At 62.9% G+C, this 22,782-nt stretch carries 16 protein-coding genes and 1 tRNA gene; 10 read left to right on the top strand and 7 right to left on the bottom strand.

Annotated elements, in window-relative coordinates:
* Positions 1-39 precede the first annotated feature (39 nt).
* Positions 40-115, top strand: a tRNA-Thr gene (locus tag ACEQXE_RS03865).
* A 52-nt stretch (positions 116-167) separates the two neighbouring features.
* On the opposite strand, the gene ACEQXE_RS03860 is transcribed toward ACEQXE_RS03865, so the two are convergent.
* Positions 168-629: a hypothetical protein gene (locus tag ACEQXE_RS03860; RefSeq protein WP_370177626.1), complete on the bottom strand. Its 462-nt coding sequence runs from the start codon at positions 627-629 to the stop codon at positions 168-170.
* Positions 565-1,011 (bottom strand): hypothetical protein, encoded by a 447-nt coding sequence (locus ACEQXE_RS03855; RefSeq protein WP_370177625.1) that lies wholly within the window; start codon positions 1,009-1,011, stop codon positions 565-567. The genes ACEQXE_RS03860 and ACEQXE_RS03855 overlap by 65 nt, the downstream gene beginning before the upstream one ends.
* Before the next feature lie 94 nt (positions 1,012-1,105).
* On the opposite strand from ACEQXE_RS03855, the gene ACEQXE_RS03850 reads away from it, so the two are divergent.
* The 9 genes from ACEQXE_RS03850 (at position 1,106) to ACEQXE_RS03810 (ending at position 14,400) form a co-directional block, all read left to right on the top strand.
* Complete coding sequence (locus tag ACEQXE_RS03850) at positions 1,106-3,259, top strand: TonB-dependent siderophore receptor (RefSeq protein WP_370177624.1); 2,154 nt, start codon at positions 1,106-1,108, stop codon at positions 3,257-3,259.
* The gene (locus tag ACEQXE_RS03845) at positions 3,259-3,804 is read left to right on the top strand and encodes a hypothetical protein (protein ID WP_370177623.1); all 546 of its coding nucleotides are present in this window, start codon (positions 3,259-3,261) and stop codon (positions 3,802-3,804) included. Before ACEQXE_RS03850 ends, ACEQXE_RS03845 begins: the two co-directional genes overlap by 1 nt.
* On the top strand, positions 3,801-5,279 hold the full coding sequence (locus tag ACEQXE_RS03840; RefSeq protein ID WP_370177622.1) for a PepSY-associated TM helix domain-containing protein: 1,479 nt from the start codon (positions 3,801-3,803) through the stop codon (positions 5,277-5,279). Before ACEQXE_RS03845 ends, ACEQXE_RS03840 begins: the two co-directional genes overlap by 4 nt.
* 109 nt (positions 5,280-5,388) lie before the next feature.
* Entirely contained in the window at positions 5,389-7,812 is a 2,424-nt protein-coding gene (locus tag ACEQXE_RS03835) for a sensor histidine kinase (RefSeq protein WP_370177621.1), read from the top strand.
* Between the two features lie 4 nt (positions 7,813-7,816).
* Positions 7,817-8,452 carry a response regulator gene (locus tag ACEQXE_RS03830; RefSeq protein ID WP_370177620.1) on the top strand — a complete coding sequence of 212 codons (636 nt, stop codon included), beginning with the start codon at positions 7,817-7,819 and terminating at the stop codon, positions 8,450-8,452.
* A 96-nt stretch (positions 8,453-8,548) separates the two neighbouring features.
* Positions 8,549-9,316 carry a hypothetical protein gene (locus ACEQXE_RS03825; RefSeq protein ID WP_370177619.1) on the top strand — a complete coding sequence of 256 codons (768 nt, stop codon included), beginning with the start codon at positions 8,549-8,551 and terminating at the stop codon, positions 9,314-9,316.
* Positions 9,317-9,423: 107 nt separating this feature from the next.
* On the top strand, positions 9,424-10,695 hold the full coding sequence (locus ACEQXE_RS03820) for a hypothetical protein (protein WP_370184114.1): 1,272 nt from the start codon (positions 9,424-9,426) through the stop codon (positions 10,693-10,695).
* 114 nt (positions 10,696-10,809) lie between these two features.
* Positions 10,810-11,364, top strand: a complete 555-nt coding sequence (locus tag ACEQXE_RS03815) for a hypothetical protein (protein WP_370177617.1) — start codon at positions 10,810-10,812, stop codon at positions 11,362-11,364.
* Between the two features lie 156 nt (positions 11,365-11,520).
* Positions 11,521-14,400: a CHAT domain-containing protein gene (locus tag ACEQXE_RS03810; RefSeq protein ID WP_370184110.1), complete on the top strand. Its 2,880-nt coding sequence runs from the start codon at positions 11,521-11,523 to the stop codon at positions 14,398-14,400.
* Positions 14,401-14,412: 12 nt separating this feature from the next.
* Here ACEQXE_RS03810 and ACEQXE_RS03805 read toward each other — a convergent pair whose 3' ends face one another.
* From ACEQXE_RS03805 to ACEQXE_RS03785, 5 genes are all read right to left on the bottom strand, one after another.
* Positions 14,413-14,991 (bottom strand): hypothetical protein, encoded by a 579-nt coding sequence (locus ACEQXE_RS03805; RefSeq protein ID WP_370177615.1) that lies wholly within the window; start codon positions 14,989-14,991, stop codon positions 14,413-14,415.
* Positions 14,991-16,250, bottom strand: coding sequence for a sensor histidine kinase (locus tag ACEQXE_RS03800; protein ID WP_370177614.1), 1,260 nt, complete (start codon positions 16,248-16,250; stop codon positions 14,991-14,993). Before ACEQXE_RS03800 ends, ACEQXE_RS03805 begins: the two co-directional genes overlap by 1 nt.
* 86 nt (positions 16,251-16,336) lie before the next feature.
* Entirely contained in the window at positions 16,337-17,035 is a 699-nt protein-coding gene (locus tag ACEQXE_RS03795; protein WP_370177613.1) for a response regulator transcription factor, read from the bottom strand.
* A gap of 73 nt (positions 17,036-17,108) precedes the next feature.
* A complete protein-coding gene (locus ACEQXE_RS03790; RefSeq protein ID WP_370177612.1) occupies positions 17,109-17,987 on the bottom strand; it encodes an SH3 domain-containing protein in 879 nt (292 codons plus the stop codon).
* Between the two features lie 110 nt (positions 17,988-18,097).
* A complete protein-coding gene (locus ACEQXE_RS03785; protein WP_370177611.1) occupies positions 18,098-22,771 on the bottom strand; it encodes a hypothetical protein in 4,674 nt (1,557 codons plus the stop codon).
* Between the last annotated feature and the right edge of the window lie 11 nt (positions 22,772-22,782).

Genomic DNA, 22,782 nt, shown 5'->3' with positions numbered 1-22,782 from the left:
CCGCATCGCGAGGATAAGGGGCGTGCCTCCAAGCGATAAGCCGCTTTAGCTCAGTTGGTAGAGCACATCATTCGTAATGATGGGGCCACTGGTTCGAGTCCAGTAAGCGGCACCACCCTCCTCAGCTTTTCCGCGCGCCGTTTCCGAGGTGAAAGCCTGCTGCGTTCTCAGTTAGTGTAGAGCGCCGCCATCAGGCGCCGTGCGGCGTTCCAGATCGGTCGGCGCGTTGCCTCGGGAGCCATGTCCCGAAGGAAGTCATCGAAGGACGCGCGGTCGTTCTTGGCTGCGGCAGTCGCGCAATCGACCAGCAACATCTCGTCATAACTCATGCGTGGCTGGCACGGAGGGTTGAGCGAGATCGGTTCGGGCCAAGCCCGCCCGACCTCGTCCAGAAAAACCATGAAGGGGTGGACGGCTTCGTCAGTTCCTAGTTTATCGCCCAGTTCCCGGCAGCAGAACTTGCGCCTTTGACGGGCGATATGGGTGTAACGGAGCGCACAGACCAGCCGGGCGTGGACTGGAGCGACCGTTCGGATGTCCGGCGTGCTGGTCAGCAATTCCAGATCAAAAGGCAACGCGCTGTTCTCCTGCTTGCTGGGCGAGCGGGCTGTACCGCTGCGCACCGTCATTCACTGTCGATCCTATTCCCAGCCGCTCGCAAACCTCCATGGCGGCCCAGTGCAGCCGGGCCGGAAGACCGCGCTGCGCGTCTCGTGCCGTCCGGGCCGGGCCGAGCCTGTCGGCAGCATCCAGCACGCCCAGTAGTGCCCGTTCGTCATTCGACAATCGCTGCGAGCAGAGGCATCCAGCTTCAAGCGATCGACCAAGTTCGGTTTCGGTGAGCGAAAACAGGGAGACGCATGCGGCGATGCCCTGAGGGGTTACGCCCAGCTTGATGGTTTCCATGAGCAGGCGATCGTCGGTCTCCGGGATGGCTTCGCGGCCTACCGCCCACAGCCGAAAAGCGCGCACGATGATCGCCCTGGAATAGGCTCTGCGCGCTTCGCCCATCGATTTGATCCTTCCATGCTCACAAAGCTTGCAATTGCAACGTACTCGCAATAGCAGCCGCTCCGAGTCAACACCGAATCACCAGGGATCATCCATGCGTACCAGTTTCATCGTTCTTCCGGCTCTGCTCGCCGCCACTTCGACCAGCGCCCTCGCTGCGTCCGAAACCGCTCCGAGCGAAGCCGATGCGGGCGAGGCTTATGACGAGCAACGCAACCCGACCCTCATCGTGACAGGCAAACGCAGCGAGGGCAGCGAAGAATATAGCGTCGATGAACAGAGCACCGCGACCCGCCTGCCGCTCAGCCAGCGCGAGACGCCGCAGTCGGTCAGCGTTGTGACGCGTGCCCAGATCGAGGATTTCCAGCTCAACGATGTGAACGCGCTGCTTACCACCGTTCCGGGTGTGAGCGTGCTCGCCGCCGAAACCGACCGCGTCTACTATTCCGCGCGCGGGTTCGACATCCAGACCTTCCAGGTTGACGGTATCGGCTTGCCCTTCGCTTTCGGTATCCAGACCGGGTCGCTCGACACCGCAATCTACGACCGGATTGAGGTGGTGCGGGGCGCGCCCGGCCTGCTCTCTTCCACCGGCAACCCTAGCGCGGTGATCAACTTCATCCGCAAGCGCCCCTATACGGATGTGCGCGCGGCAGGCAGCGTGCAATACGGGTCGTTCGATAACCTGCGGCTCGATGGCGATGTCAGCGTACCGCTGACCTCAAGTGGCAGCGTTCGTGCACGCGCTGTCGGCGCATACCTCGATACGGACAGCCACCTGGACCGCTACAACCTGAAGCGCTGGACGGGCTACGGGATTGTCGAGGCCGATCTGGGCCCAAACACCGTGGTGAGTGCAGGCTACGGCCACCAGGACCACCAGAGTACCGGTGCGCAGTGGGGTGCACTTCCGCTCTACTACACCGACGGCACGCGCATCGATTACGATCGCAGCGCCAGCAGCGGCACCGACTGGGCCGGCTGGAACGTGACCGATCGCCAGATCTTCGGCGATATCGCCCACGATTTTGGAGACGGATGGACTGCGCGCCTCACCGTGCTGCGCCGTGCGATCAGCGAGGATGACGAGCTGTTCTATGTCTACGGCAATCCGGACCGTGCTACGGGCGACGGCATCTTCACCTATCCGGGCAAGGTTGCGGGTGAGACCAGGAACCTGACGATCGAAGCCTATGTAGCGGGCAAGGTCGGCATCGGAGGGCGCGATCACGATATCATGATCGGCGCCAACAGGGGGGCGCAAAGCTACCTCCAGTATTCGGCTTACGACTACTCGCAGGTGGGTGTGGCACTGCCGATCGAAACGATGCTCGCGGGCACCTTCCCCCGGCCCGATTTCCCCGCATTCGATCTGAGCCTCGATCAGCATACGCGGCGTGAAACGATCTACGGGCTGTTCCGCGCCAACCCGACCGATAGCCTTAAGATCATGTTGGGGGGGAACTACACCCATGCCAGCAGCGAAGGCGTCTCCTATGGGACGCCGCAGGATTTCGATGCGAGCAAGTTCCTGCCCTTCATCGGTGCCACGCTGGACCTGTCGCAGAACATCAGCGCCTATGCGAGCTTCGCGACGATCTTCCGCCCCCAGGTAGAGCTCGATGCCGCAAACGAAGTTCTCCCACCGATCGAAGGCGACAACCTGGAAGCGGGACTGAAGGGCGAATGGAACGATGGCAAGCTTTATGCGAGCGCAGCCGTTTTCCGGGCACGCCAGAACAACACCGCATTCGGGATGTTCGACCCGGGGCTGGGTCGCACCGTTTACACGCCGGTAGACGCAACATCGACCGGGATCGAGGTCGAGATGGGCGGCATGATCGCACCCGGCCTGCAGGCCACTGGTGGCTTCACCGTCATGCGCATTCGTGATGAAAACGACCAGCCCGAACGCACCTTCGTGCCCCGCAACATCGGTCGTCTCAACCTCGTCTATTCGCCACCAGCGCTGGAAAAGCTGAAACTGGGCGTGTCCGCACAATACCAGAGCGATTTCTATTTCGAACCGGGCGGCGTCTCGGTAACGACCGGCGATCCGATCCGTATAGAACAGGGCGACTATGCCCTGGTCGACCTGCTTGCGAGCTATGATGTGACACAGAACCTTGGCCTCAGCGTCAACCTCCGCAACGTAACGAATGCCAAGTATCTCTCTTCGCTGACGTTCGACCAGAGCTTCTACGGCGCACCGCGTTCGGTGTTGGCGACGGTCCGCTTCAGCTACTGATGGCTTTGACGCTTTCCATCATCGCGCTGGCCGGGGCGGTCCTGCTAATCCGCCTCGGCTGGGGCGGACGTAGATACCTGGCTATTGCTGGCTGGGCCGTGGCCGCCTTGGCCGTGGGCTGGCTGACCTGGGCAGACGGCGCTTGGGGTATGGCGACCGGGCTGACAGCAGGCGCGATCTTCGCGCTAGTGGCCGTTGCTTATGCCGGAGCCGTTTCGCCGCAACGCCCCGTCAGGCGAGCGGTCGCGAACCCGGCGGTTCGCTTGCCCGGCAGACACCAGGGCATCTTGCGGCGCCTGCTGGTATTCCTGGCCGTCGTGCCAGTATCGTTCCTTGCAGCGCAATGGCTGGCTTTCGCGATCAACGCAGCGATGAAGGGTGATGCGGCGCTCAATGCCAATTCGGTGTCGACAATGCTGATGGTGCAGCCGGTCGCATGGGCGCTCCTGATGGTTTGGCAAATGGTATTGGACGGCCCCCGCAAGATGCTGGTGCCGCCGGTGGTGGTCGCCGGTGTGGCAAGCCTGATATGGGTCTTGGCATGACGACCGTGAAACCCGAAAAATCCTTCGTGAAGCGCGCGCTTTCCGGCCATGCCTCGATCGGGCTTTTGGCTGGCGCTTTGATTTATCTCATTGCCATCACTGGCGCGATGATCGTGGTGCATGATCGCTGGCAGCGCTGGGAGCAGCCGAATATGGTCGAAACCGGCGAGTACCTCTCGCCGCAGGCCGCACAGGCATCGCTCGATCAGGTCTTTGCGCGCGAGAGCGACCTGCCAGCAACCGCGCACTTGTATATCCGCATGCCGACCGAGGATCTGCCGCGCGCCGTCGTCACCACCGACAACAAGGCGTGGTATATCGACGATGAGGGACAGGTTGTGGAGCGCGAAGCACACACCTGGACCGAGTTTGTGATGGCGCTGCACATCAACCTGACGCTGCCGATCGTATGGGGCATGATCTTGGTCGGTGCGCTAGGTGTAGTGCTGGCCGCATTGCTTGTCACGGGTGTGCTCGCGCACCCCCGGATCATTCGCGATGCCTTTCGCCTGCGCACGCGGCACGATCCGCAACTTGCACGCGCCGACTGGCACAACCGGCTGGGGGTGTGGACGCTTGCTCCGATGCTCGCAATTACGCTCTCGGGCGCGTTCATCGGTCTGAGCTATGCCGGGGCAGGTGTCCTCGCGCAGGCTTACGAAGGGGGCGACATAGAGCCGGTCTATGCGACGATCTTCGGCGACGAACCCGAGCACGATCCTGCTCCCGCACCGGCGCCCAATATCGCCCGCGCGCTGGAAAAGATGCAGCAGGATTTCCCGGACACGTTCCCGACCTATGTCGTGGTCCACGATCCGAGAACGCAGGGTCAGTTCGTGCAGATCATTGCGGAACATCCGCGGCGGCTCATCTATGGCGATGCCTACAGCTTCGATTCCTCGGGTGAGTATCTCGGGCGCGTGGGCATTTCGGACGGAGAGATCGGGCGGCAGGCTGCGGCCTCCACTTACAAGCTCCACTTCGGCGATTTTGCCGGTCTGCCGGTCGAACTCGCCTATATCGGGTTCGGGCTAGCGCTGGCGGTGATCACGGCCACCGGCACGACGCTGTGGCTCAGGAAGCGTCAGCGCAAGGGTTTCGAGACAAGGCGGCTGCAAGCGATGTGGGTGGTTGTGGTGTGGGGGATCCCGCTCGCCCTCGTGTTGACCGCATGGCTGCGGTTCGTCGGTGGGGCGGACGTGCCTCTGGTCTCCAGCTTCTGGATTGGCCTCGGTTTAGCGCTGATCGGGGCTGCGGTACGTCCGGAATGGGCCCCTGCCAGAGGCGCGCGCAATGTGTTGGCGATTGCCATTGCGGCGACCGGGATACTGCATCTGATCGTGCTGCGCCCGAGCGATCCCGGTGTCTGGCTGATCGACCTCGCGCTGCTAGCAACCGCTGGCCTGGTCTGGCAGCGGCGAGCAGTTTCCGAGGAAGCGAGGCCCACCTCTCAGGCGCAGCCCGCCAGCGCCTGAAACTGGCGCGAGCCCGCCGGCATCTCGTGAAGGCTCGATTGCACATTGTTGCATCGCCGGAAATTCCACATAATCTTGCGCCGGGGGCAAAGGTACGGGGCGCGGGGCGATGGATTGGAGCACAGCTGGCAGCTCGCACGCTGCGCTGTTCTGGAACCCTGCGGCGATCAGCTATCTGAGCGAATTGCTGCTCGCGGTGGTTCTGGCCGCCTACCTGCTATACCGGGCATTTCAGGAATCGACCAAGGGGCGCTTTCATGCGCCAACCTGGATGCTGGCCATCCTCATGCTCGCCACCATCCCTGGCTTCCTGTCTTCGATGTTTCGCGTGCTGATCGCCGGGGGGTGGTTGAGCTACACCATGCCCTGGGCGCCGCTCGATGCGTTGACCACGCTGGCCATGCCATGGGCGCGCCCCTTCGGTGCGATCATGGCCACTGCGCTGATCCTTCTCGCCTATCTCTTCCCACGGCCTCTGCCCCGGGCTTGGCGCGAAATGCGGATCGTCGCAGTGGTGCTGGGCGCACTGATCCTGATCGAAGCTGCAATCGCCGTTAAAGCCGATCTTGCGATCCTTGCGCGCGAGGCGTGGTGGCGCCCGCAATGGCTGGCGGGCTGGATGAATATTGCGACGCTTTGGACCGCAATAGTGTTCTGGCGCCAACTCGTAGCCGCACACGGGCAGCCTCTGGTACAGCCGCACGGGTCGAGCCGGTTCACTGCGGGCCTTGCGCCGATCTGGAGCCCCGCACCCAACAGAGAAGCCCGGGTCGCGCGGGCGTTTCTGTTCTTCACCATTCTGCCCATCATACATACCATCGCGCTCCTGCTGCCCGATGAAAGCCAGCTTGCGCGCTTCCCGCTGGATATCCTGATCTGCTGGCTGGTGCTTCTGCAACTGGTCGGCCTGACACTCGTGCTGGTAGGCTACCTGCCCGAGCGGACCACGTTCCTGTTCAAGCTGACAGTGATCGGCCTCGCGATCCTGCTCGCAGCGATCAATGGTGCGGCATGGGTCGTTTCATCGCCCTACCAAGCTCAGTTCAGGGCGTCCGGCATTCCGGCGTCCGGCGATGCGCTGCTGTTTGCTCCGCGCGGCGGCGACCTGGGTTACGCTGTGCAGCCTGCTGCATTCCTTCCCGAACGGATCAGGGGCCCGGTGATGCCAGCCGGTGGTGCATGGGTCGATTTGCCTTTCGACTTCCCGTTCTACGGTCGCTCGTACGACCGCGTCTATATCGACGGGTTGGGAACCATCGCGTTCGATCGCATGCCCCGGCCGGTGGATGCCGCCTTCGAGCAAGGCGTTCAGCCGGCGATCTACCCCATGCTGGTCGATCGACCGGAGAACGGCACGCGGATCACGGCCTTCACGGATAGCGAACGGCTTATCGTGACGCGGCGCGATACCTGCGATGCCACCCAGCCCGATCGTTGCTACCGGATCCAGACGATCCTGCATGCCGATGGCCGCATCGATATCGCCTTTCTCGAAGTGCCGCCCGCGCCGCCATTTCTCATGCTCAGTCCGTTGAACGCACCGTGGCTGGTGGGGATCACACCCGGCCACGATACGAGTGCCGGGGAGGCGGTCCTGCAAGACCATTATCGCGCATTCATGCTGCACCTCGATCGCCTGTTTTCGCCTTTCGTGCTCTTCATCCTTGTGGTCACGATGGCGACATTGATTGGCCTGCCGCTGATGTTCCGCACGCTCCTGCTCGGCCCGCTGGAACGGTTGTTGAGCGGCATGCGCAGGTATCGGGACGGCGAGGTGGATACCCAGGTGCAGACCGCCTTCAGCGACGAAATCGGCTATCTGATCGAATCCTTCAACGCGCTGGCACGCGAGCAGACGGCGATGGTGCGCGAGCTCGAAAAGCGGGTCGCCGACCGTGTTTCAGAAATCGCGGACATGACAATCCGCAGTACCAAGCTGGAAGAGCGCGCCCGCCTCTCCGCCGACCTGCACGATGCCGTGGCGCAGACGCTGGCATCGGCATCGCTTCATGCAAGCGCGCTACCGGCCCGATTGGGCAACATGGCGCCGCCGCAGGTCAAGGCGGCAGAGCAGGTCGCGCGGCTGAACCGACATGCCCTGAACGAGATGCGCCTGCTGCTGATCGAACTGCGCGACGATGGCGAACACCGTTCCTTGAACGAACGCCTTGGCGAGTTGGTGCAGAGCTTTTCCGAGTTGCATTCGCTGGCCATCGATTTCCAGCCGACGGACCCCTTCCCGTTGCCGGCGGAGGTTTCTGCGATGTTCTACCGTGTGGCGCAGGAATCGCTGAACAATGTGGTCAAGCACAGCGGCACGCGCGAAGTCGAGATGACTTTCGATGCCGCGGAGGACCGCGCGATGCTGACGGTCAGCGACCATGGGCGCGGGTTCGATCAGGCGCAGGTGGACCGACACGAGAGCCTGGGCCTGTCGATCATGCGAGACCGCGCGCAGATGATCGACGCAACGCTCGAGATAGACTCCGCGCCTGAACAGGGGTGCCGGGTGACGATGATATGGATACGATAGCGCCATGAAATCAAAAATCCGCGTGCTGGTCGTCGACGATCACCTGATGGTGAGGCAGGGGATCGCCCAGCTTCTGGCCAGTGCGCCCGATGTCGAAATCGTCGGCGAAGCGGAATGCGGGGAAAGCGCACTTGCGCTATGCGATACGCTGCAGCCCGATATCGTCCTGATGGACCTGCGGATGCCGGGGATGGGCGGAATGGCCGCAACCGGGGCGCTCCGGCGCTCGCATGCCGACCTTCGGATCATAGGGCTCAGCACCTTTGCCGAAGATCACATGGTCGCCAGCATGATCGGCAGCGGCGCATCGGCACATCTGCCCAAGTCTGTCAGCTTCGAACAACTCACGGATGCGATCCGCAGGGTGGCGGCGGGTGAGATCCTTACCGGGTCAACCGGTTCGACGGCCGCGGCCCCCGCGAGCAACCTGTCCGGCGCCATCACCGGCCAGCAGCGGCGCGTGCTGGCCCTTCTGGCGAAGGGCTTCACCAATCCCGAGATTGCCAGGTATCTTGGCTTTTCGGTGTCGACCGCAAACTACCACGTTGGTGCGATCCTTGCCAAACTGGGCGTTTCGAACCGTGCGGAAGCGGCGGCCATCGCTGTGCGCGAACAGCTGATCGACGAATTCGACCTGTGACAATTCTCGCGGTCGACGCAGACTAGCAGACCTACCAGTTCCTCTGGAGGCGCGTTCGCCTACCCTCGGTACAGTTCCTTCGACTGGGGGTCTGCGGTGAAACCTTCGCTGGCGATTATCGGATTTGCCATGCTGCTGTTGTCGGCATGCAGCAACCAGCCGGACGCGCAGGCTTCGGACCGGGCGGATGGCGATGACACCCAGCGCGCGGAAACCACCTGTCCGGATGACGGGGATCGGCTCCCCATTACCGGCATATGTGCTGGTCGGGCGGTCGTTTACCTGAATGCTGCGGGAGGCGATTTACCCGAGGCGCCTGAAGGCTGCGAATGGGTGGTGCAGGAAACGCGCTTCAACGAGGATGTACTCCTTTATCGGGCGACGCAGTGCGGCGAGAAGACGACGCGGCTCACCTTTGCGGACGGGGCCGGGATAGCCGACCTGTCGTACGACACTGCTGCTTATGGCGATGCCGAGAACGCCCTCAAGGGTGAGGTCCTGGTCCGTGTGACCGGGGCCGACGAGAGCAACAAGACGGCCAATCTCCTGCGGGTGGCGCGCGGATCGATCAACGGGGCGGCAGAAAGGTCGGCCTGCAAGGTTCGCAATGCCCGGATCGATTTCTGGCCCGACGATGCGCTGGTGATCGACTCGCTGTCGCCCCGGGAAGCCGCCGAGCCGTCGGACGGTCCCCGGACGGCCTGCGGGCCTTTTGGCCTGGACGAAAACTCATCCACCTTCTGGCGCGTGTTCCAAGGGCACAGCTGGTTCTTCAGGCTCGGCCAGGATGTCTGGCAGGTCGATCCCGGCTCCTTCACGCTCATGCGCAAGGGGGAGGACGGGAAATGGATGCAGGCAGAATAGTGCAGCGCGTTGGCGTGGTGTTGGCCGACGCGCTGCATGTCGCGAGAAAATCCACGCTTGGGGCAAGACTTTCAGCGATCGCACCAAGCCATTCGGGAGTACGGGATATGAGGACCACAAGTCGTGCATTGCTTGCCATACTCGCTACCTTCGGTGCCGTCTCCTGCAGCGCGCAATCGATGCCGGGTGTACAGCCGGAACTGACCGACGGCTCGGTTCCCTTCGCCAGATACGGGCAATGGACGATCTACCAGAGCAGTTCGGAGATGTTCGACAATGCACTTTCCTGCGCAGCAGTCGCGACCCTGCCCGGCTCGTACGATGCCATCCGGGTGGAGCGCGTTGCGGATGGCTATATTTATGGCATAAACGGGTTCGATCGTGAGAGCTTCGGCCAGAACGGCGAGTATCCCATTGCGGTCTGGTTCGATGACGACACATCGCAGCGCGCTCAGATGACCGGGCGGTTCGTAAAGGACCCTGCCTTTCCCGACGACGACTGGCTGAGCGTCTATCGCGAGGCCGAGGACTACGAATCGCCGCTCGATGGCATCATTATTGCCAATACGGTCACCTTCGAGGTGGAAAATGCAGGCAACCGCACAGGCAACGACGCGGTCGAGACGAGCTTTCCCATCGGCACTTTCGAAGTCGTCCAGCGGTCGCTCGACCGTTGCTACGAGATGGGCCTGGCGTTTGCGCAGAGCAGCGAGGGTCCGATCCCTGCCTGCCGGGACGAAGCAACGCGCCTGCCGCTGAGCGGACTGTGCCAAAGCTCGGCCGCCGCATATATCAATATCGTCGACGGTCCCGAGCCTGAATTGGCCGACGATTCCTGTACCTGGGTGCTCAATGACGGCTGGCTGGCCGGATCTATCGTGCTTTATCGCGCGGTCGAATGCGATGGTCGCACTTCGCGCCTCGCCGGGTCTGTAGGCGCGCACATGGCCCAGCTCGAACTGATCGAGACCGCCTATGGCAACGCGGGCGAACCTTATGGCAAGCTGGCCGAGCCGATTATCTACGCCGACGTCTACACCCGCTACAAGGATAGCGCGGCCGCCGATGTGCAGGCGCGCGCGCTCTACGGGCGTCAGCGCGAAGTTCCGAAGAGCTGCGCCGCTCGCAAAATGACGGACGTGGCCGACGGCTATTTTGTCGATGTCTCTCCCGCAGAACGCAAGAAACAGCCTGCGGATGAGCCCCCGGCCCATCTCTGTGGCGATTACGGGTATGGCGACGATGCCGATCTGTGGCGTGTTTTCCAGGGAATGACTTGGTTCTTCCACCTCGGGCAGGACGTCCAGGAGATCGATTATCGCAGCCTTACCCTGATCGAGCCGGATGGCGAGGGCGGATGGAACCTCGTCGAGGGCTGACGGACGCAAGGATCATCCGGTCGGCAAGCACGAGGGTCGTTCCGAGCGGACGTGCACATTGGCGGCGGGAAAATCGTCGCCGGGATCGAAGCGAAATCTTGAGGAGGAAGATCAATGGCAATTCGTTTTCCAGCACTGGGCTCATCCGTCGTTCTGGCTGCGGGACTTCTCACGCTCGCGGCGTGTAACGGGGCCGAGACGGAGGCCGACGAAAACCACACCGCCGAAGTCGACGCTGGCGAGGGAGAAGCCGATTCCGACACTTCGGACGAAGCGTCATCCGTCGCATCAGACAGCAAGCCGGAGGCTACCTCCGCTGACAAAAGCAAGGCTGCAACTCCTGCCAAGACAGCTTCGAGCGAAAGTGGCGCTGGCGATTTCAAGGAAACCGTCAAGACCGCTCGCTGCAAGATTTACGATCCGGGCGGCGACTATAACGGACCGTGCCAGTTCAAGCAGTGGGGCGGCGCCAGTTTCTCGGTCGATCGCCGCGGCAACGCAGAGTTCTTCGCAGGCATCACCGAAGTGGTCGTGGAAGTCGACCGGCCGGGTATTGCTGGCGGTTCGATACGTCAGGATGGCGAACTGAATTTCCTCGGGACGATGGAGCGTCACAGCGATGATCGCGCCTGCTGGAGCAGTGAAGACTTTACCGTCTGCGCCTATTGAGGAAGAGATTTGGGCGGGGTGGCCTCCATGGCCGCTCCGCCTCCTGAGGGCGCCCTCGCATCAGGCATGCCTCATGCACTCCCTTGCACCCGCACTCCATGCAATTTACGCATCGAGGCTGGACACTTGGGGGGTGGCGTGAGGCTTTTCGCAATCTTGGCTGTCGCAGCCGTGTGGGCAGCTCCCGTAGCTGCGCAAGACCCATCGCGCGATGCAGATGCGGCAAGCGGCAGTTCGATGGATCTGCGGACCATCGCAGAGGCGATCGATCCCCTGGCGCAAGCATCTGATTCCGAAGCTGCGTGGCAGGCCGTCCTGGATGCACTGCGTGCCGAGGGTGGACCCGTCGCCGAACAGGCGGTTGCTCTCAACCGTATCGGCGATGCGCGCTATTATCAGCAGAATTTTGCCGGTGCACTGGAGACCGCGAAAGCGGCGCTCGCCCTGCTGGAGGAAACGGGTGAGACCGAGGGCGAGGCCATGGCGGAATCGCTTGCCAATGCGGCGGTCTTCTACAGCGTCAATGGTCAGTCCGAATATGAGCTGCCATACCAGGAACGCTCGCTGGCGATCCGCAAGCGGCTCTATGGCGAAGACCCGAGCGTGCTCGATCCGCCCGCGGCGAAAGCCCTCGGCCTCGGTTACGTAAACTATGCGAGCGCCCTGTACGAAAATGGTCGCTTTGCCGAAGCCGCCGACCTCGTCGAACCTTCGATCCAGGGCATGGTCCGCGGGGAAGTGACGGATGCGACGCTGTTCGTCGCGATGTCCAGCGGTGCGAACATGCTGGCGGACGCGGGCAGAGCGGCGGAATCGCTCGACCTTGCGCAGCGGGGCGTGGTCGTGGCGACCGAGCTGTTGCCACCCGACCACCCCTTCATCGGTTTTGCACAAGCGACTCTGGCCAAGATCTTGCTGCAAGCGGATCGCTACGAGGAAGCGGAAGAGCCGGCCCGCCGTGCGCTCGATATCATGACCGAGAAACTGGGCCCGGATCATCGCAACACCCTGACTGCGATGCATAACCTGGGTGTGATCGCGGCTGCTCTGGGGCGACATGAAGATGCACTGGCACTGACGCTTGGGCGTTACGAGACTATGGCCGAGGCCGATCCGGGCGAAGGCGTGATCTCGCTGGTCACGGCCTCCAATGTGGCGACCGAGATGGGCAATTCCGAACAGAGCCTTTCCTTGGCGCGCCAAGCCGCGGCACTGGCGGAGACCTTGCCGGAGGACAATGCCAAGGCTGCTCGCGGACTTGAAACCCTGGCTATGCGTCTCGACGAGATGGGCGATTATTCAGGTGCACTTGAGCTGATCGACGATGTCATCGCGAGGCGACAGAAGGCCAGCGGCGATGCGATCGATCCCGCGTCCCAACTGCACAAGGGACTGCTGTTGCTTCGGCTGGAGGACCGCGAGGCAGGGTGGCCGCTCGTCCAGCAAGGCCTTGATGTCCTCGAAGCAGACCTCGTCGAACTGGCGAGCCAAGCCGAAATCGGGGGCGAGCTGAGCAGCTATTACGAAGTCCTCACACAGGTCGCCGAAGCGGCTATCATTGCCGGCGAGCCCGATACGGCCTTGCGCGCCTTCGAACTGGCGAGCTGGGGGGTCAACGCCCGCGCAAGGCAGTTCGTCACGCTGCGGGCGCAAAGTGCCGCCGACCCCGCGCTGGCCGCGTTGGTCGACACATTCCAGAATGGGCGATCCCGCTTGCGCCTGCTCAACCGGGAGCGTGCAGCGCTGCTCGCCCGTGACGATATCGAGGCCGCTGCAGAGCGTGAGCGCGAGATCGCCACCGAGACCGAACGGGTCGCCAGTGCACGCACCCAACTGGCAGCGAATATTGACGATTTCGATCGCTGGCTGCGACCCGAGATGCCCAGCGTGGCCGACTTGCAGGCACGGATGGGATCGCAGGATGCCTTGCTCGTCGCGATGCCCGCACGTCATCGCACTTTCGTCCTCGCTATCACGCAGGACGGGGTGGCGATGCACGAGGCGACGCTTGCCCGCAGCGAGGTGAGGAGGCTCGTCGACACGTTGCGTGCCTCGCTCGAAGTGCCCAACGCACAAAGCGCCTTCCCGGTGGAAGCGGCGGTTGCGCTGCATGACGCGATCCTGCCGCCGGACATTGCCGCTCTGCTTGCCGACAAGTCGCATGTGGCCTTGGTGACGAGCGATGCCTTGTCACGGCTCCCGTTCGGAATCCTTCTGCCCGCGGCCGACCAGAAAGATTTGCGCGAGATGGATTGGCTTGCCAGGCATCACGCCTTCTCGATCGCGCTTACTCCCTCGGATGCGTTTCGCAAGGAACGGGAAATCAGCCGGATCAGGAGTTTTCTTGGCGTGGGCGCACCGATCCTTACAGTCGAAGCCGATGCGGCGATCAAAGGTGCAACGCTGTATCGCAATGGCAAGGTGGACCCTGCTGATCTGCGAACGCTCCCCGCCTTGCCGGAGACTGCGAACGAAGTTGCTCAGGTCGCCGCCAGTTTCGCGGGCACGGATGCTTCGCTCATCTTGCTGGGCGAGGATGCGACCGAGCCGAGAGTGCGGACTGCGAGCGCCACGCAGCCCGATATCATCCTGTTCGCCACGCACGGCCTGCTGGGTGGTGAGATGGGCGGGCTGCGCGAGCCAGCGCTTGTCCTGACCCCGCCAGATCTGGTCGACGATCCCACCAATGACGGACTTCTGCTGGCGAGTGAGATTGCGCAGTTGGGCTTCGCCGCACGCTTTGTGGTCCTTTCTGCCTGCAACAGTGCGGCAGGCCGTGCGGAAACATCTCCGCCTTATACGGGCTTGGCGAATGCATTCCTCGGGTCGGGCAGTGAAACGCTGATGCTCTCGCACTGGCGGGTGCGCGACGATGCGGCCGCGCGCCTTACCATCGAGACGACCCGCCGCGTCAGCGCCGGGATTGCCCCGTCGGTCGCGTTGCAGCAGGCCCAGTTGTCGCTGATGGCAGATGAGAGCATGCCGGGCAGCGCGCATCCCGCGACCTGGGCACCCTTCGTCATTATCGGTGAGTGACGGTTTCGAAGCCTAACTAAAGCTGATGAAGTAGCGCACGCGCCCACCGCGCGGATTCTTGATCCGTATCTGGTGGCGCTGGGTGTAGGGCGGCGTCCAGCGACAGCGGACGGCGCCGCCCGACGATGCGCAGACCGTGCGTTCGTCTCCGTCGACGACCTTGACGGCGATATGCCCACCACCACTGGTTTTGAGCGCGATGATCGCGCTTTGGCCCGCAAGGAAGGTCTGCTGCAGGCTGATTGTGCCGCCGGCCGGCAACTCGCCCGAGCGGTAGGCAGGCCCCAGCGTACGTCCGCGCAGAGGCGGAAGATCGCCCGAAACAGACGAGCGCCAGCCGACGACCATCAATTCGCTTTGCGGATCGTCCGGGCGTGCACCCAGCTCCGACAAGGCGAGTAGTGCGCTACGAAGTTGCCCCTCGTCACCACGTGCCAGAGCGTCAGACGCGCTTGCGAGCGTGTTAACCGTTCGCGTGGCGTCGTCCGCATAGGCTGGCGGCGGTGGCGAGGAGTCCTGCATGGCGACATCGCCCGGCGCCTGACAGGCGGTGAGGAGAAGCGAGCCGGTTATCAGTCTGCTCCAAGCCATTACATGTCCTCCCGCGATATCCTGAATGTTGCCCCTTTATCGGCAGGGACCAGCGCAATGGTCAATCCATGGCGTTCCGCAATGGCCTTCGCGAGTGCAAGACCGAGCCCGAGCCCGGTCGATCCGCCATCATTCGCGCTGCCACGGTAAAAGCGGTCAAAGATCTTTTCCGCCTGGCCCGGGGGAACGCCCGGCCCGTCATCGCTCACGGTCAGGACGGGGCCCGGCTCGATCTGGAGCGTGATGCGGCCACCTTCCGGCACGTATTTGAATGCATTGTCGAGCAGGTTCGTAACGAGTCGCGAAAGTTGCGATTCTTCGCCTTCGATCCAGACATCGGGCGCAATATGCCATTCGAAGGCGTGGCCCGATTCCTCGGCACTGTCTGCATAAAGGTTGCAGATGCGCGTCGCCAGATCGCTCAGGTTGACCGGCGCCAATCCGTGGCGGTCGCCGCGGCGCGCCTTGCTCGACGCAATATCGAGCAGCGATTCCAGCATCCCGACGATGCGGCGGATTTCTGCCCGTGCGTCGACCAGCTTCTGCGACACGCTGTCGGGCAGGGGCTCGGCGAGAGCTTTGACCAGCCGCTGGTCGAGATGCATCAGTGGCGTTCGCATTTCGTGCGCGACCTGATCGGATGTCTCTCGATAGGCCTCCAGCAGGCGCCGCACACGCTCCAGCGAGCGGGCGCTGTGATCTGCCAGCTCGTCGATCTCGTCGTTGCGGCGTGCGCTGCCGGGGGTGGCGATCATCGCCACGGTTTCGGGTGAGCGGAACGCGGCGTTTATCTGTTCGATACGCGATTGCAGGCCCATCGCGGCGTGGCGGCCAAACAGGCCCACGAGCAGCACGAAGATTGCCCCGCCAGCAAGAAATACGAGAGCCACACGCCGCAACAGCGGATCGGCGTGTTCGCTTTCATAGGCGACCACCAGCCGCAAGTCGGGGCCGAGCTGGGTCGCACGCGCGAGCACCGGCACATCGTCGAGCACGTTCACGGCACCCAGTTCGGATACCTTGGGGTCGAGACCGGGCCACTGCTGAAGGTCGCCGGTGATCTTCTGCCCGTCACCATCGGTCAGCAGGTAATGTGGCTGGCTTCGTCCGGCAGGCGTGATCGCGAGCCTGTCGGTAATTCGCTGGACCAGTTCGGCCTGACCACCGCTGGCATAGATATCGACCAGGCCTGCCAGGTCGACATCCACGGCCTCTTCCACCGACGCGCGGCTGGCGGACCTGATCGACTGATCGGTCATTGCCCACAGCCCGATTACGAGCAGGATCGAGAATCCGATCGCGAGCCATACCAGGCGCGAGAATATCGAGGTGCGAGAAACGAGCCTTACCTTCCGTCGAGCAAGCGGTAGCCGGAGCCCCAGATCGTTTCCAGTGCAGGGGTTTCGAAGCCGTCTTCCAGCTTGCGGCGCAGGCGCCCGATATTGACATCGACCACGTTGGTTTGTGGATCGAAGGAAATACCCCACACGTCGCGCAAGAGCATTTCGCGGGTCACCGTTTCGCCTGCATTTTCCATGAAGTATCGGAACAGCTCGAACTCGCGCGGGCTCAGGGCAAGATGGCGGTTCTGGCGGAACGCCGTGCGCGCCTTCACGTGGCATTCGAATGCACCAAACAGGATGACGGCGCTGTGTTCCTGCCCCTTCGAGCGGCGGTGGAGCGCCTTCACACGCGCAAACAGCTCGTCCGCTTCGAACGGCTTTGCAAGGTAATCGTCCGCCCCGGCTTCCAGCCCTTCGGCGCGGTCTGCGGTCCGGCCCAATGCCGAGAGCATCAGGATCGGCGTGCCGACGCCGCTTTCGCGCAGGCGCTGGATAACGGTAAGCCCGTCGAGATCGCCGAGCATCCGGTCCAGTATGATGACATCGAAACGTTCCATCCCGGCGCGCAGCAAACCGCTGGATCCGTTCGCCTCGCATACGATCCGGGCGCCACGGGCAATTGCCAGATCCTGCACTTCGACGGTCGCGCGTGCATCGTCCTCAACATAGAGGATCCGCATATTTTCCAAGCTAGCGCCCATGCTCCCCTCCAAGCCTCCGAGCGGCGACACCGACGGTGCCACCGCTCGGGCGGTTGGACAAGCGGCTCTTTCCTCAGCCAAGATCTTCGACCGAGACCCAGCCCTTGGTGCCGTAATTGTCTTCGACTTCGATGAAGAGGCCATTGCGCTCGCCCGTCGGGGTCAGCTCGGTGCCGGCGCGCAGCGAACGCACTTCGGCAGACGAGGCGTCGGGGCCGGAGCGCAAGATGGTATCGATCGCGGTGGTTGCGGCAGGCTCTGCCGGAGCAGCGGCAACCGCAGGCTGCATCTTGGGGACGGACTTGATCGTTTCCGCCTGCGCGGCCACTTCATTGAAGGCCATCACGAAGGCTTCGACCAGCATTTTGCCTTTCTTGCTATTTCCATAACCCGAGGCGGTCGCACCCGCATTCCAGGCGGTGGAGCCCCCGAAGCTGAGCGAGGATTTCTTCACCTCGCCGCTGCCCGTCACGATCGTGAGGCCGGAAGCGGGGCTGAGCACCTTGATGCCTGCAGCAACACGCTTCTTCTTGCCGCCGAGGCCGCCGAACATCCCGATCAGCGCGCCGCCGACAGGAATCTTGGACAGCACGGTCGACGCCGCGCCAGAGCGCCACAGGCCTTCCATCGCGGCGGACTTGGCGAGCTCGATCGACTTGTCGACTTCTTCGCTGTCACCTGCGACGACATTCATCAGGAAGTCGGCAGGTGCGCCGCCTGCTGCGTTATACGGCGTGAAGCAGCCGGATTCGATGGCGAGTGAATTGATCAGTTCGCGCGGACTGCCCAGCCCGTATTCCGACCAGCCTTGCGTATCGCCGTCGACTACCGCGATGGTCCCGAGGCTTTCCTCACACTTGGCGAGTTCGATATCGTCTTTGGCCATGGCGGGCGCGGGTGCGGCCATCGCGATGGCAAGGACGCCAGTGGTAAGTACAGAAGCGGTTTTCATCGTTCATTCCCCCTGTTGCAAGATGGTGCGAAGCATGCGCGACGCCGCTGCTCCCGCCCATTGACCATGCCTGTCAGAGATATGACAAAGCCGGTTAGGCGCGTCCGCGATCAGCGGGTTGCAGGTCCGTCGAAGGTGATCATCCCACCAAGCAGGGCCTCTGCATCGCCCACCAGCTTGCCGATCGGTACGCGGCTGCCGGGTGCCATCGGGTTCGCGTCGATGGCGATAGAAGGCGCAGCCTGCGCCGCAGCAGCGGTCCAGCGGCTCCAGTCGGGCGTGGCGACTGGCGAGGGCATAGTCATCCCTGCATTTGCGAAATCGCCCGGCATGAGTCCGAAGCTGTCGGCGGACACCGCGATGTCGGGGAGTTGCGCCGGAACGTAGGAGGTCGTGTCACGCGTGAACGATGCCGGCATTTCGACCGGGATTGCCTGTGCGCCGACCTGTGTCGTTGCGTCGATCTGGTCAAGCTCGGTCCCCACCTGTCCGAATATTGCAGATCCGGTGATGAAATAATCGTCGGAAACCGGGCCATCCAGATAATAGGTGAACCCTGCAAAAGTACCTCCCTCCCCGAACAGGGCACCGGCGATACGACCGCTGCACCCACAGCTCGATCCGTTATTGCTGATGCTCAGCCCCGGATTGTTGAAAATACCGTCGTTCTGGATCGTAAAACCACTGCCAGGGGTCGAGAAGACGATATTGCGTCCACCGAGTTCGACACGGCCCAGAAGGTCCACGACCGGGCGGGAGCTGAACCGAACGAGCAGCGAGCCTGTGAAGACACCCGTTTCGCCGGCCGTACCCCTCAGATCGGTCGGGGCTGTACCGCCGACAAGCTTGTATTCGACCGTCCCGGACTGGGCCGTCGGAACATAGGGCAAGCCAGCGATCGTGTGGATGTTGAAGTTGGAGAAGCCGCTGTCTTCGGCGCGATAGCGGCTCCAGGCTACGACATTGCCGTACCGCCCATGCTCCGAAGCAGTCAGACCCTCGGCGTCGAAATCGGACGCTGTAAAGCGGCCATTGAGGTATTCAATTCGCCCGTCGATGTCGATAACACCGCCCGTGCTGTTCGCCGATGTAGCGCCGCCACGCTGCACCACCGATCTCAGATCATAGAACTCGGTCACGGTCGGTTCGCCTGTTTCGGCAGGCGATGCCGGAATGATCGAATCCCGCTGAGGCGCTGTGGTCGACAAGATTGCAGCCCCGGAAATAGTGTCGTTCCGGCTTCCCACTCCCGGACGCGGGGCCAGCTGGTAAGTCAGCCCGACCTGATCCGGGCTCGACCCTGCGAATTGTCCCGTAAAACCGATATTGCAACCGCTGTCGCAGAATTCGGCAGTGGTCGATGTGGCAGCAGCGGTGAAATCGAAGCTGCCGGTCGATGAGATGGTCAGGCGCTCGCTTGGATTGTCGGTCCCTCCATCGGTGGCGAAGAGGAACAGATCGCTGGAGAGGCGCTGCCCGGCCATCAGAATGGCACCTTCTATGCCGATCATTTGCGTGGCGAGATCGATGGCCATCTCGGCATCAAATTCGCCGGGTGCCACACGACCGTCGGCATATGTCGGGGAGGTTGCCTGCAAGATCCGGTAGGTCAACCGGCCGCTTGCCGGCAGGGCAAAGTCCGAACGCAATGGGCGCGCGAAAATATAGTGGATCCCCTCGTTCGCGTCATATGCGGTATCATCGACCGGCGTCCCATCGGCCCAGCGACCCATCAGGAAGTTATCGTCGCCGTAGAAATCGAAAGTGGTAGCCGTTCCCTGTCCGAAATCCCGGTTGGAGTTGTTCCGGGTCGGCATTGCTGTCGCAAGAAAACCGTCTGCGTTCAGCGTGTAGGCCAGCGCATCGACTCCGCCGCGATCCACGTTGCCGGAGTTGGAGTTCGTGTTGCTGATGACCCCACGCGCATATATCAGATTACCCACGGCAGGATCGAATGCGGTGATCGGTGCAAGTACAGGGTTATCCGTACGCCCGAAGATGGCGGCGCCGCGAATACGCGATGCTGCATCCGCTGCAAGCGGAGTAACCGTGTAATTCAGACCGACGGTATCGGCATCGTCGCCTACTGTCATGTTGAAGTAGATTGGGCAGGTGCTTTGCGTGCAGCTTCCTGCACTGTCGTTGCCCTGGACGGTGAAGTTGTAGACATTCGTAGTGAACGGACTGCTCGACGCAGTATTGGCTGTGACGAAGGTCGAACGATCGGTCAGATCGCCTGTGCCGAACGTGTAGCTTAGTGGATCGCCATCCTGCGGCATCGTGATGGTGCCGTTGATCCCGACAAACAATCGGCTGGAAGCGTAGCCAACGGCAAGATCGGCATCGAAGGTGCCGGGCGCGCTCTGCCCCCCGCCAAAGGTGGGAGCAGTGGCGAAAAGAAGATCATAGTAGATCGTGGCGAACACCGGCAGTTCCGGGTTGCGCGCTGTGTTGTAGACAAAGTGCCAGCCCTGATTGGCGTTCAGGTCAAAATCGGTACCGTTGGACACACCGACAGAGCCGTTGTTCCATCGTCCTATCGCGATCGATCCAGAGTTAGCCAGCTCTCCTACATCGCCTTCGAATGAGTAATCCGTTCGCATATCGAGCGTGGTGGGCAGGCCATCGGCGCGAACATCGTCGGCACTTGCCGCACCTACGATCAGCGCTTGGCTTTGGGAGTCTCCTGCAACGGTCAGGTTCACGAAGGAACCTGCCTCGAAGTCGGGGAGATTTGAGCCCGGCGTGGGGGTAGGTGTCGGCGCCGGCGTTGGAGCAGGAGTGGGCGCGGGAGTTGGGGCTGGCGCTGGCGTGGGAGTAGGTGCTGGCGTCGGCGTCGGTGTCGGAGTGGGCGCTGGCGTCGGGGTTGGGGTAGGCGCATTGCCGGTCCCACCTTCTGCGCGGAAGCCTGCCACGCCGAACACGGATCGTTGCAGACCACCATCGTCGCGGATCATGTAGGAGAGCGCTGCGTGGGTCGCTCCCGCACCTGAGAGGAAGCCTTCGTATTCGAACCGGCAATTGCCGCTGTCGCATGCCGGACCTGCATTGTCCGGCAAGTCGATCGGGCGATTGGCGGAGCCTGACGCGAACAGATTGGTGCCGGAGAACAGGCCGCGCGGCGCGATGTTGATGCTGGGCGCAGCAAGGCCGCCGGTCGAGACGACATCATAGGTGTAGCCACCGATCGTGATGTCGAAATCCATCCCAAGCTTGGGCGAGGATCCAAACTGCACGGCCATGCTGCCTGTGAAGGTGCCGGGATCGAGGCTGCCATCCGCGATGGTCGGCTGGGTCGCGAATGCGAGCACGTAGTTCACAAGGCCCGTCTGCGGAATATCCGACGCGGGAAGCCCCCAGATGAAGTGCCGCCCGCTGCGTTCGTTCGCGGTGGTCAGCACTTGGCCCGTCCCGCCTGCTACGCGTGCTGCAGAGATGATCGCCTGATCGGCGTAGGCCTCTACCTGGAAGACGCGGTTGCCGAACGTGTCTTCGGCGTCGTCATTCGCGATGCGGGATTCGAAGCCGGTCGAACGGACATATCCGACGAAGGTGCCATCATCGGCACGCAGGATGGAGGTATCTTCGGCATAATCCGTGTCGTTACCGACTCCCGAGAGCGCGAGGCTGAGTTCATCGCTCGACTCGTCGACCGCGAACCCGTCCGAATTGGCAGTGGCGACAGGCGTCATCACTGAGCCGGGTGTGGGCGTTGGCGTCGGAGCAGGAGTAGGCGCCGGAGTGGGTGCGGGCGTCGGAGTCGGAGTAGGTGCGGGGGTCGGCGCCGGTGTTGGGGCAGGTGTGGGGGAAGGCGTCGGTGCAGGTGTTGGCGCTGGAGTAGGTGCGGGTGTTGGAGCCGGTGTGGGCGCCGGAGTTGGGGCAGGTGTGGGCGCCGGGGTTGGTGCCGGAGTAGGAGCGGGGGTCGGCGCCGGCGTTGGCGAAGGAGTGGGGCTGGCGGAGAAATCGCCCGGTTGCCCACCCTGCGCGAGAAATTCGAGGAAGGCCTGCGCAGTCGCAGCATCGCCGAACAATTGGCCGCCGGTCAGGCTCGCAATCCGGTCAAGATAGGCGAGCAGCGCGGTCAGGTCACCGGTTGGCAGGGTTCCGACAGAAGGATTGGCGAGGACCGCATCGACCCGGCCTGCCGCGGCCAGGATGTCTCCCGATGCCCCGATCGCGGCGAGCGCTTCGCCCAGTATGACTGGCACGCCATTTTGCGCCGCAGCCGAAGGGCCGCCCGTGCGCTGGCTGGCAACCGACTTCCGTGGCGTAGCCTGCGGGCCGGTTGCGATGCGCTGTTGGATCTGGCCGCTGGCGACGGTCCACTTGTCGCCCGCGCCGAAATTGCGTCCGTTATTGCCAAGCCCGATACGCACACCGCCGGTCAGCGACTGGCCATCGACCGTGCCATTCTGCGCCGAAAATCCGGCCGAAGAACCCGAGCCGAGCGATGCGATTGCGCCGCCGGGCAGGCGCACCGATGTGGCGGCCCCGGGCGGGCTCACCACCGTGATATTGCCGGAAAGTAGTTCGAACAGCCCCCCGGCACCGATGCGATAGCTTGCCGCGCCGACCACGGAGACGAGCGACCCGTCATCGAGCCGCACCTGGGTGACGCCCGAGCTCTGGGTCACCGTTTCGCCGGGTGCGGGCAGTTGCTGCGTGCTGCTGCTGGAGAAGACCACCGTCGGGTCGGCCGCGGCGTTGGCGGAAAGGCCGATGATCGAAGCCGAGACGAGAAGGGCGCGGCAGCCATTGCGAAGCGTTGAGTTGCGAACCAGCATGTCAGGGTCTC

The sequence above is a fragment of the Alteriqipengyuania sp. genome, from assembly GCF_964222115.1.
In the GTDB taxonomy this organism is placed as follows: domain Bacteria; phylum Pseudomonadota; class Alphaproteobacteria; order Sphingomonadales; family Sphingomonadaceae; genus Alteriqipengyuania.
This window is presented reverse-complemented; position numbering and strand designations above follow the sequence as displayed.

What these genes read in the sequence shown, in the direction of transcription:
- ACEQXE_RS03860 (WP_370177626.1), bottom strand. Translation starts at nt 629, where the DNA reads ATGACGGTGCGCAGCGGTACAGCCCGCTCGCCCAGCAAGCAGGAGAAC.
- ACEQXE_RS03855 (WP_370177625.1), bottom strand. Translation starts at nt 1,011, where the DNA reads ATGGGCGAAGCGCGCAGAGCCTATTCCAGGGCGATCATCGTGCGCGCT.
- ACEQXE_RS03850 (WP_370177624.1), top strand. Translation starts at nt 1,106, where the DNA reads ATGCGTACCAGTTTCATCGTTCTTCCGGCTCTGCTCGCCGCCACTTCG.
- ACEQXE_RS03845 (WP_370177623.1), top strand. Translation starts at nt 3,259, where the DNA reads ATGGCTTTGACGCTTTCCATCATCGCGCTGGCCGGGGCGGTCCTGCTA.
- ACEQXE_RS03840 (WP_370177622.1), top strand. Translation starts at nt 3,801, where the DNA reads ATGACGACCGTGAAACCCGAAAAATCCTTCGTGAAGCGCGCGCTTTCC.
- ACEQXE_RS03835 (WP_370177621.1), top strand. Translation starts at nt 5,389, where the DNA reads ATGGATTGGAGCACAGCTGGCAGCTCGCACGCTGCGCTGTTCTGGAAC.
- ACEQXE_RS03830 (WP_370177620.1), top strand. Translation starts at nt 7,817, where the DNA reads ATGAAATCAAAAATCCGCGTGCTGGTCGTCGACGATCACCTGATGGTG.
- ACEQXE_RS03820 (WP_370184114.1), top strand. Translation starts at nt 9,424, where the DNA reads ATGAGGACCACAAGTCGTGCATTGCTTGCCATACTCGCTACCTTCGGT.
- ACEQXE_RS03815 (WP_370177617.1), top strand. Translation starts at nt 10,810, where the DNA reads ATGGCAATTCGTTTTCCAGCACTGGGCTCATCCGTCGTTCTGGCTGCG.
- ACEQXE_RS03805 (WP_370177615.1), bottom strand. Translation starts at nt 14,991, where the DNA reads ATGGCTTGGAGCAGACTGATAACCGGCTCGCTTCTCCTCACCGCCTGT.
- ACEQXE_RS03800 (WP_370177614.1), bottom strand. Translation starts at nt 16,250, where the DNA reads ATGACCGATCAGTCGATCAGGTCCGCCAGCCGCGCGTCGGTGGAAGAG.
- ACEQXE_RS03795 (WP_370177613.1), bottom strand. Translation starts at nt 17,035, where the DNA reads ATGGGCGCTAGCTTGGAAAATATGCGGATCCTCTATGTTGAGGACGAT.
- ACEQXE_RS03790 (WP_370177612.1), bottom strand. Translation starts at nt 17,987, where the DNA reads ATGAAAACCGCTTCTGTACTTACCACTGGCGTCCTTGCCATCGCGATG.
- ACEQXE_RS03785 (WP_370177611.1), bottom strand. Translation starts at nt 22,771, where the DNA reads ATGCTGGTTCGCAACTCAACGCTTCGCAATGGCTGCCGCGCCCTTCTC.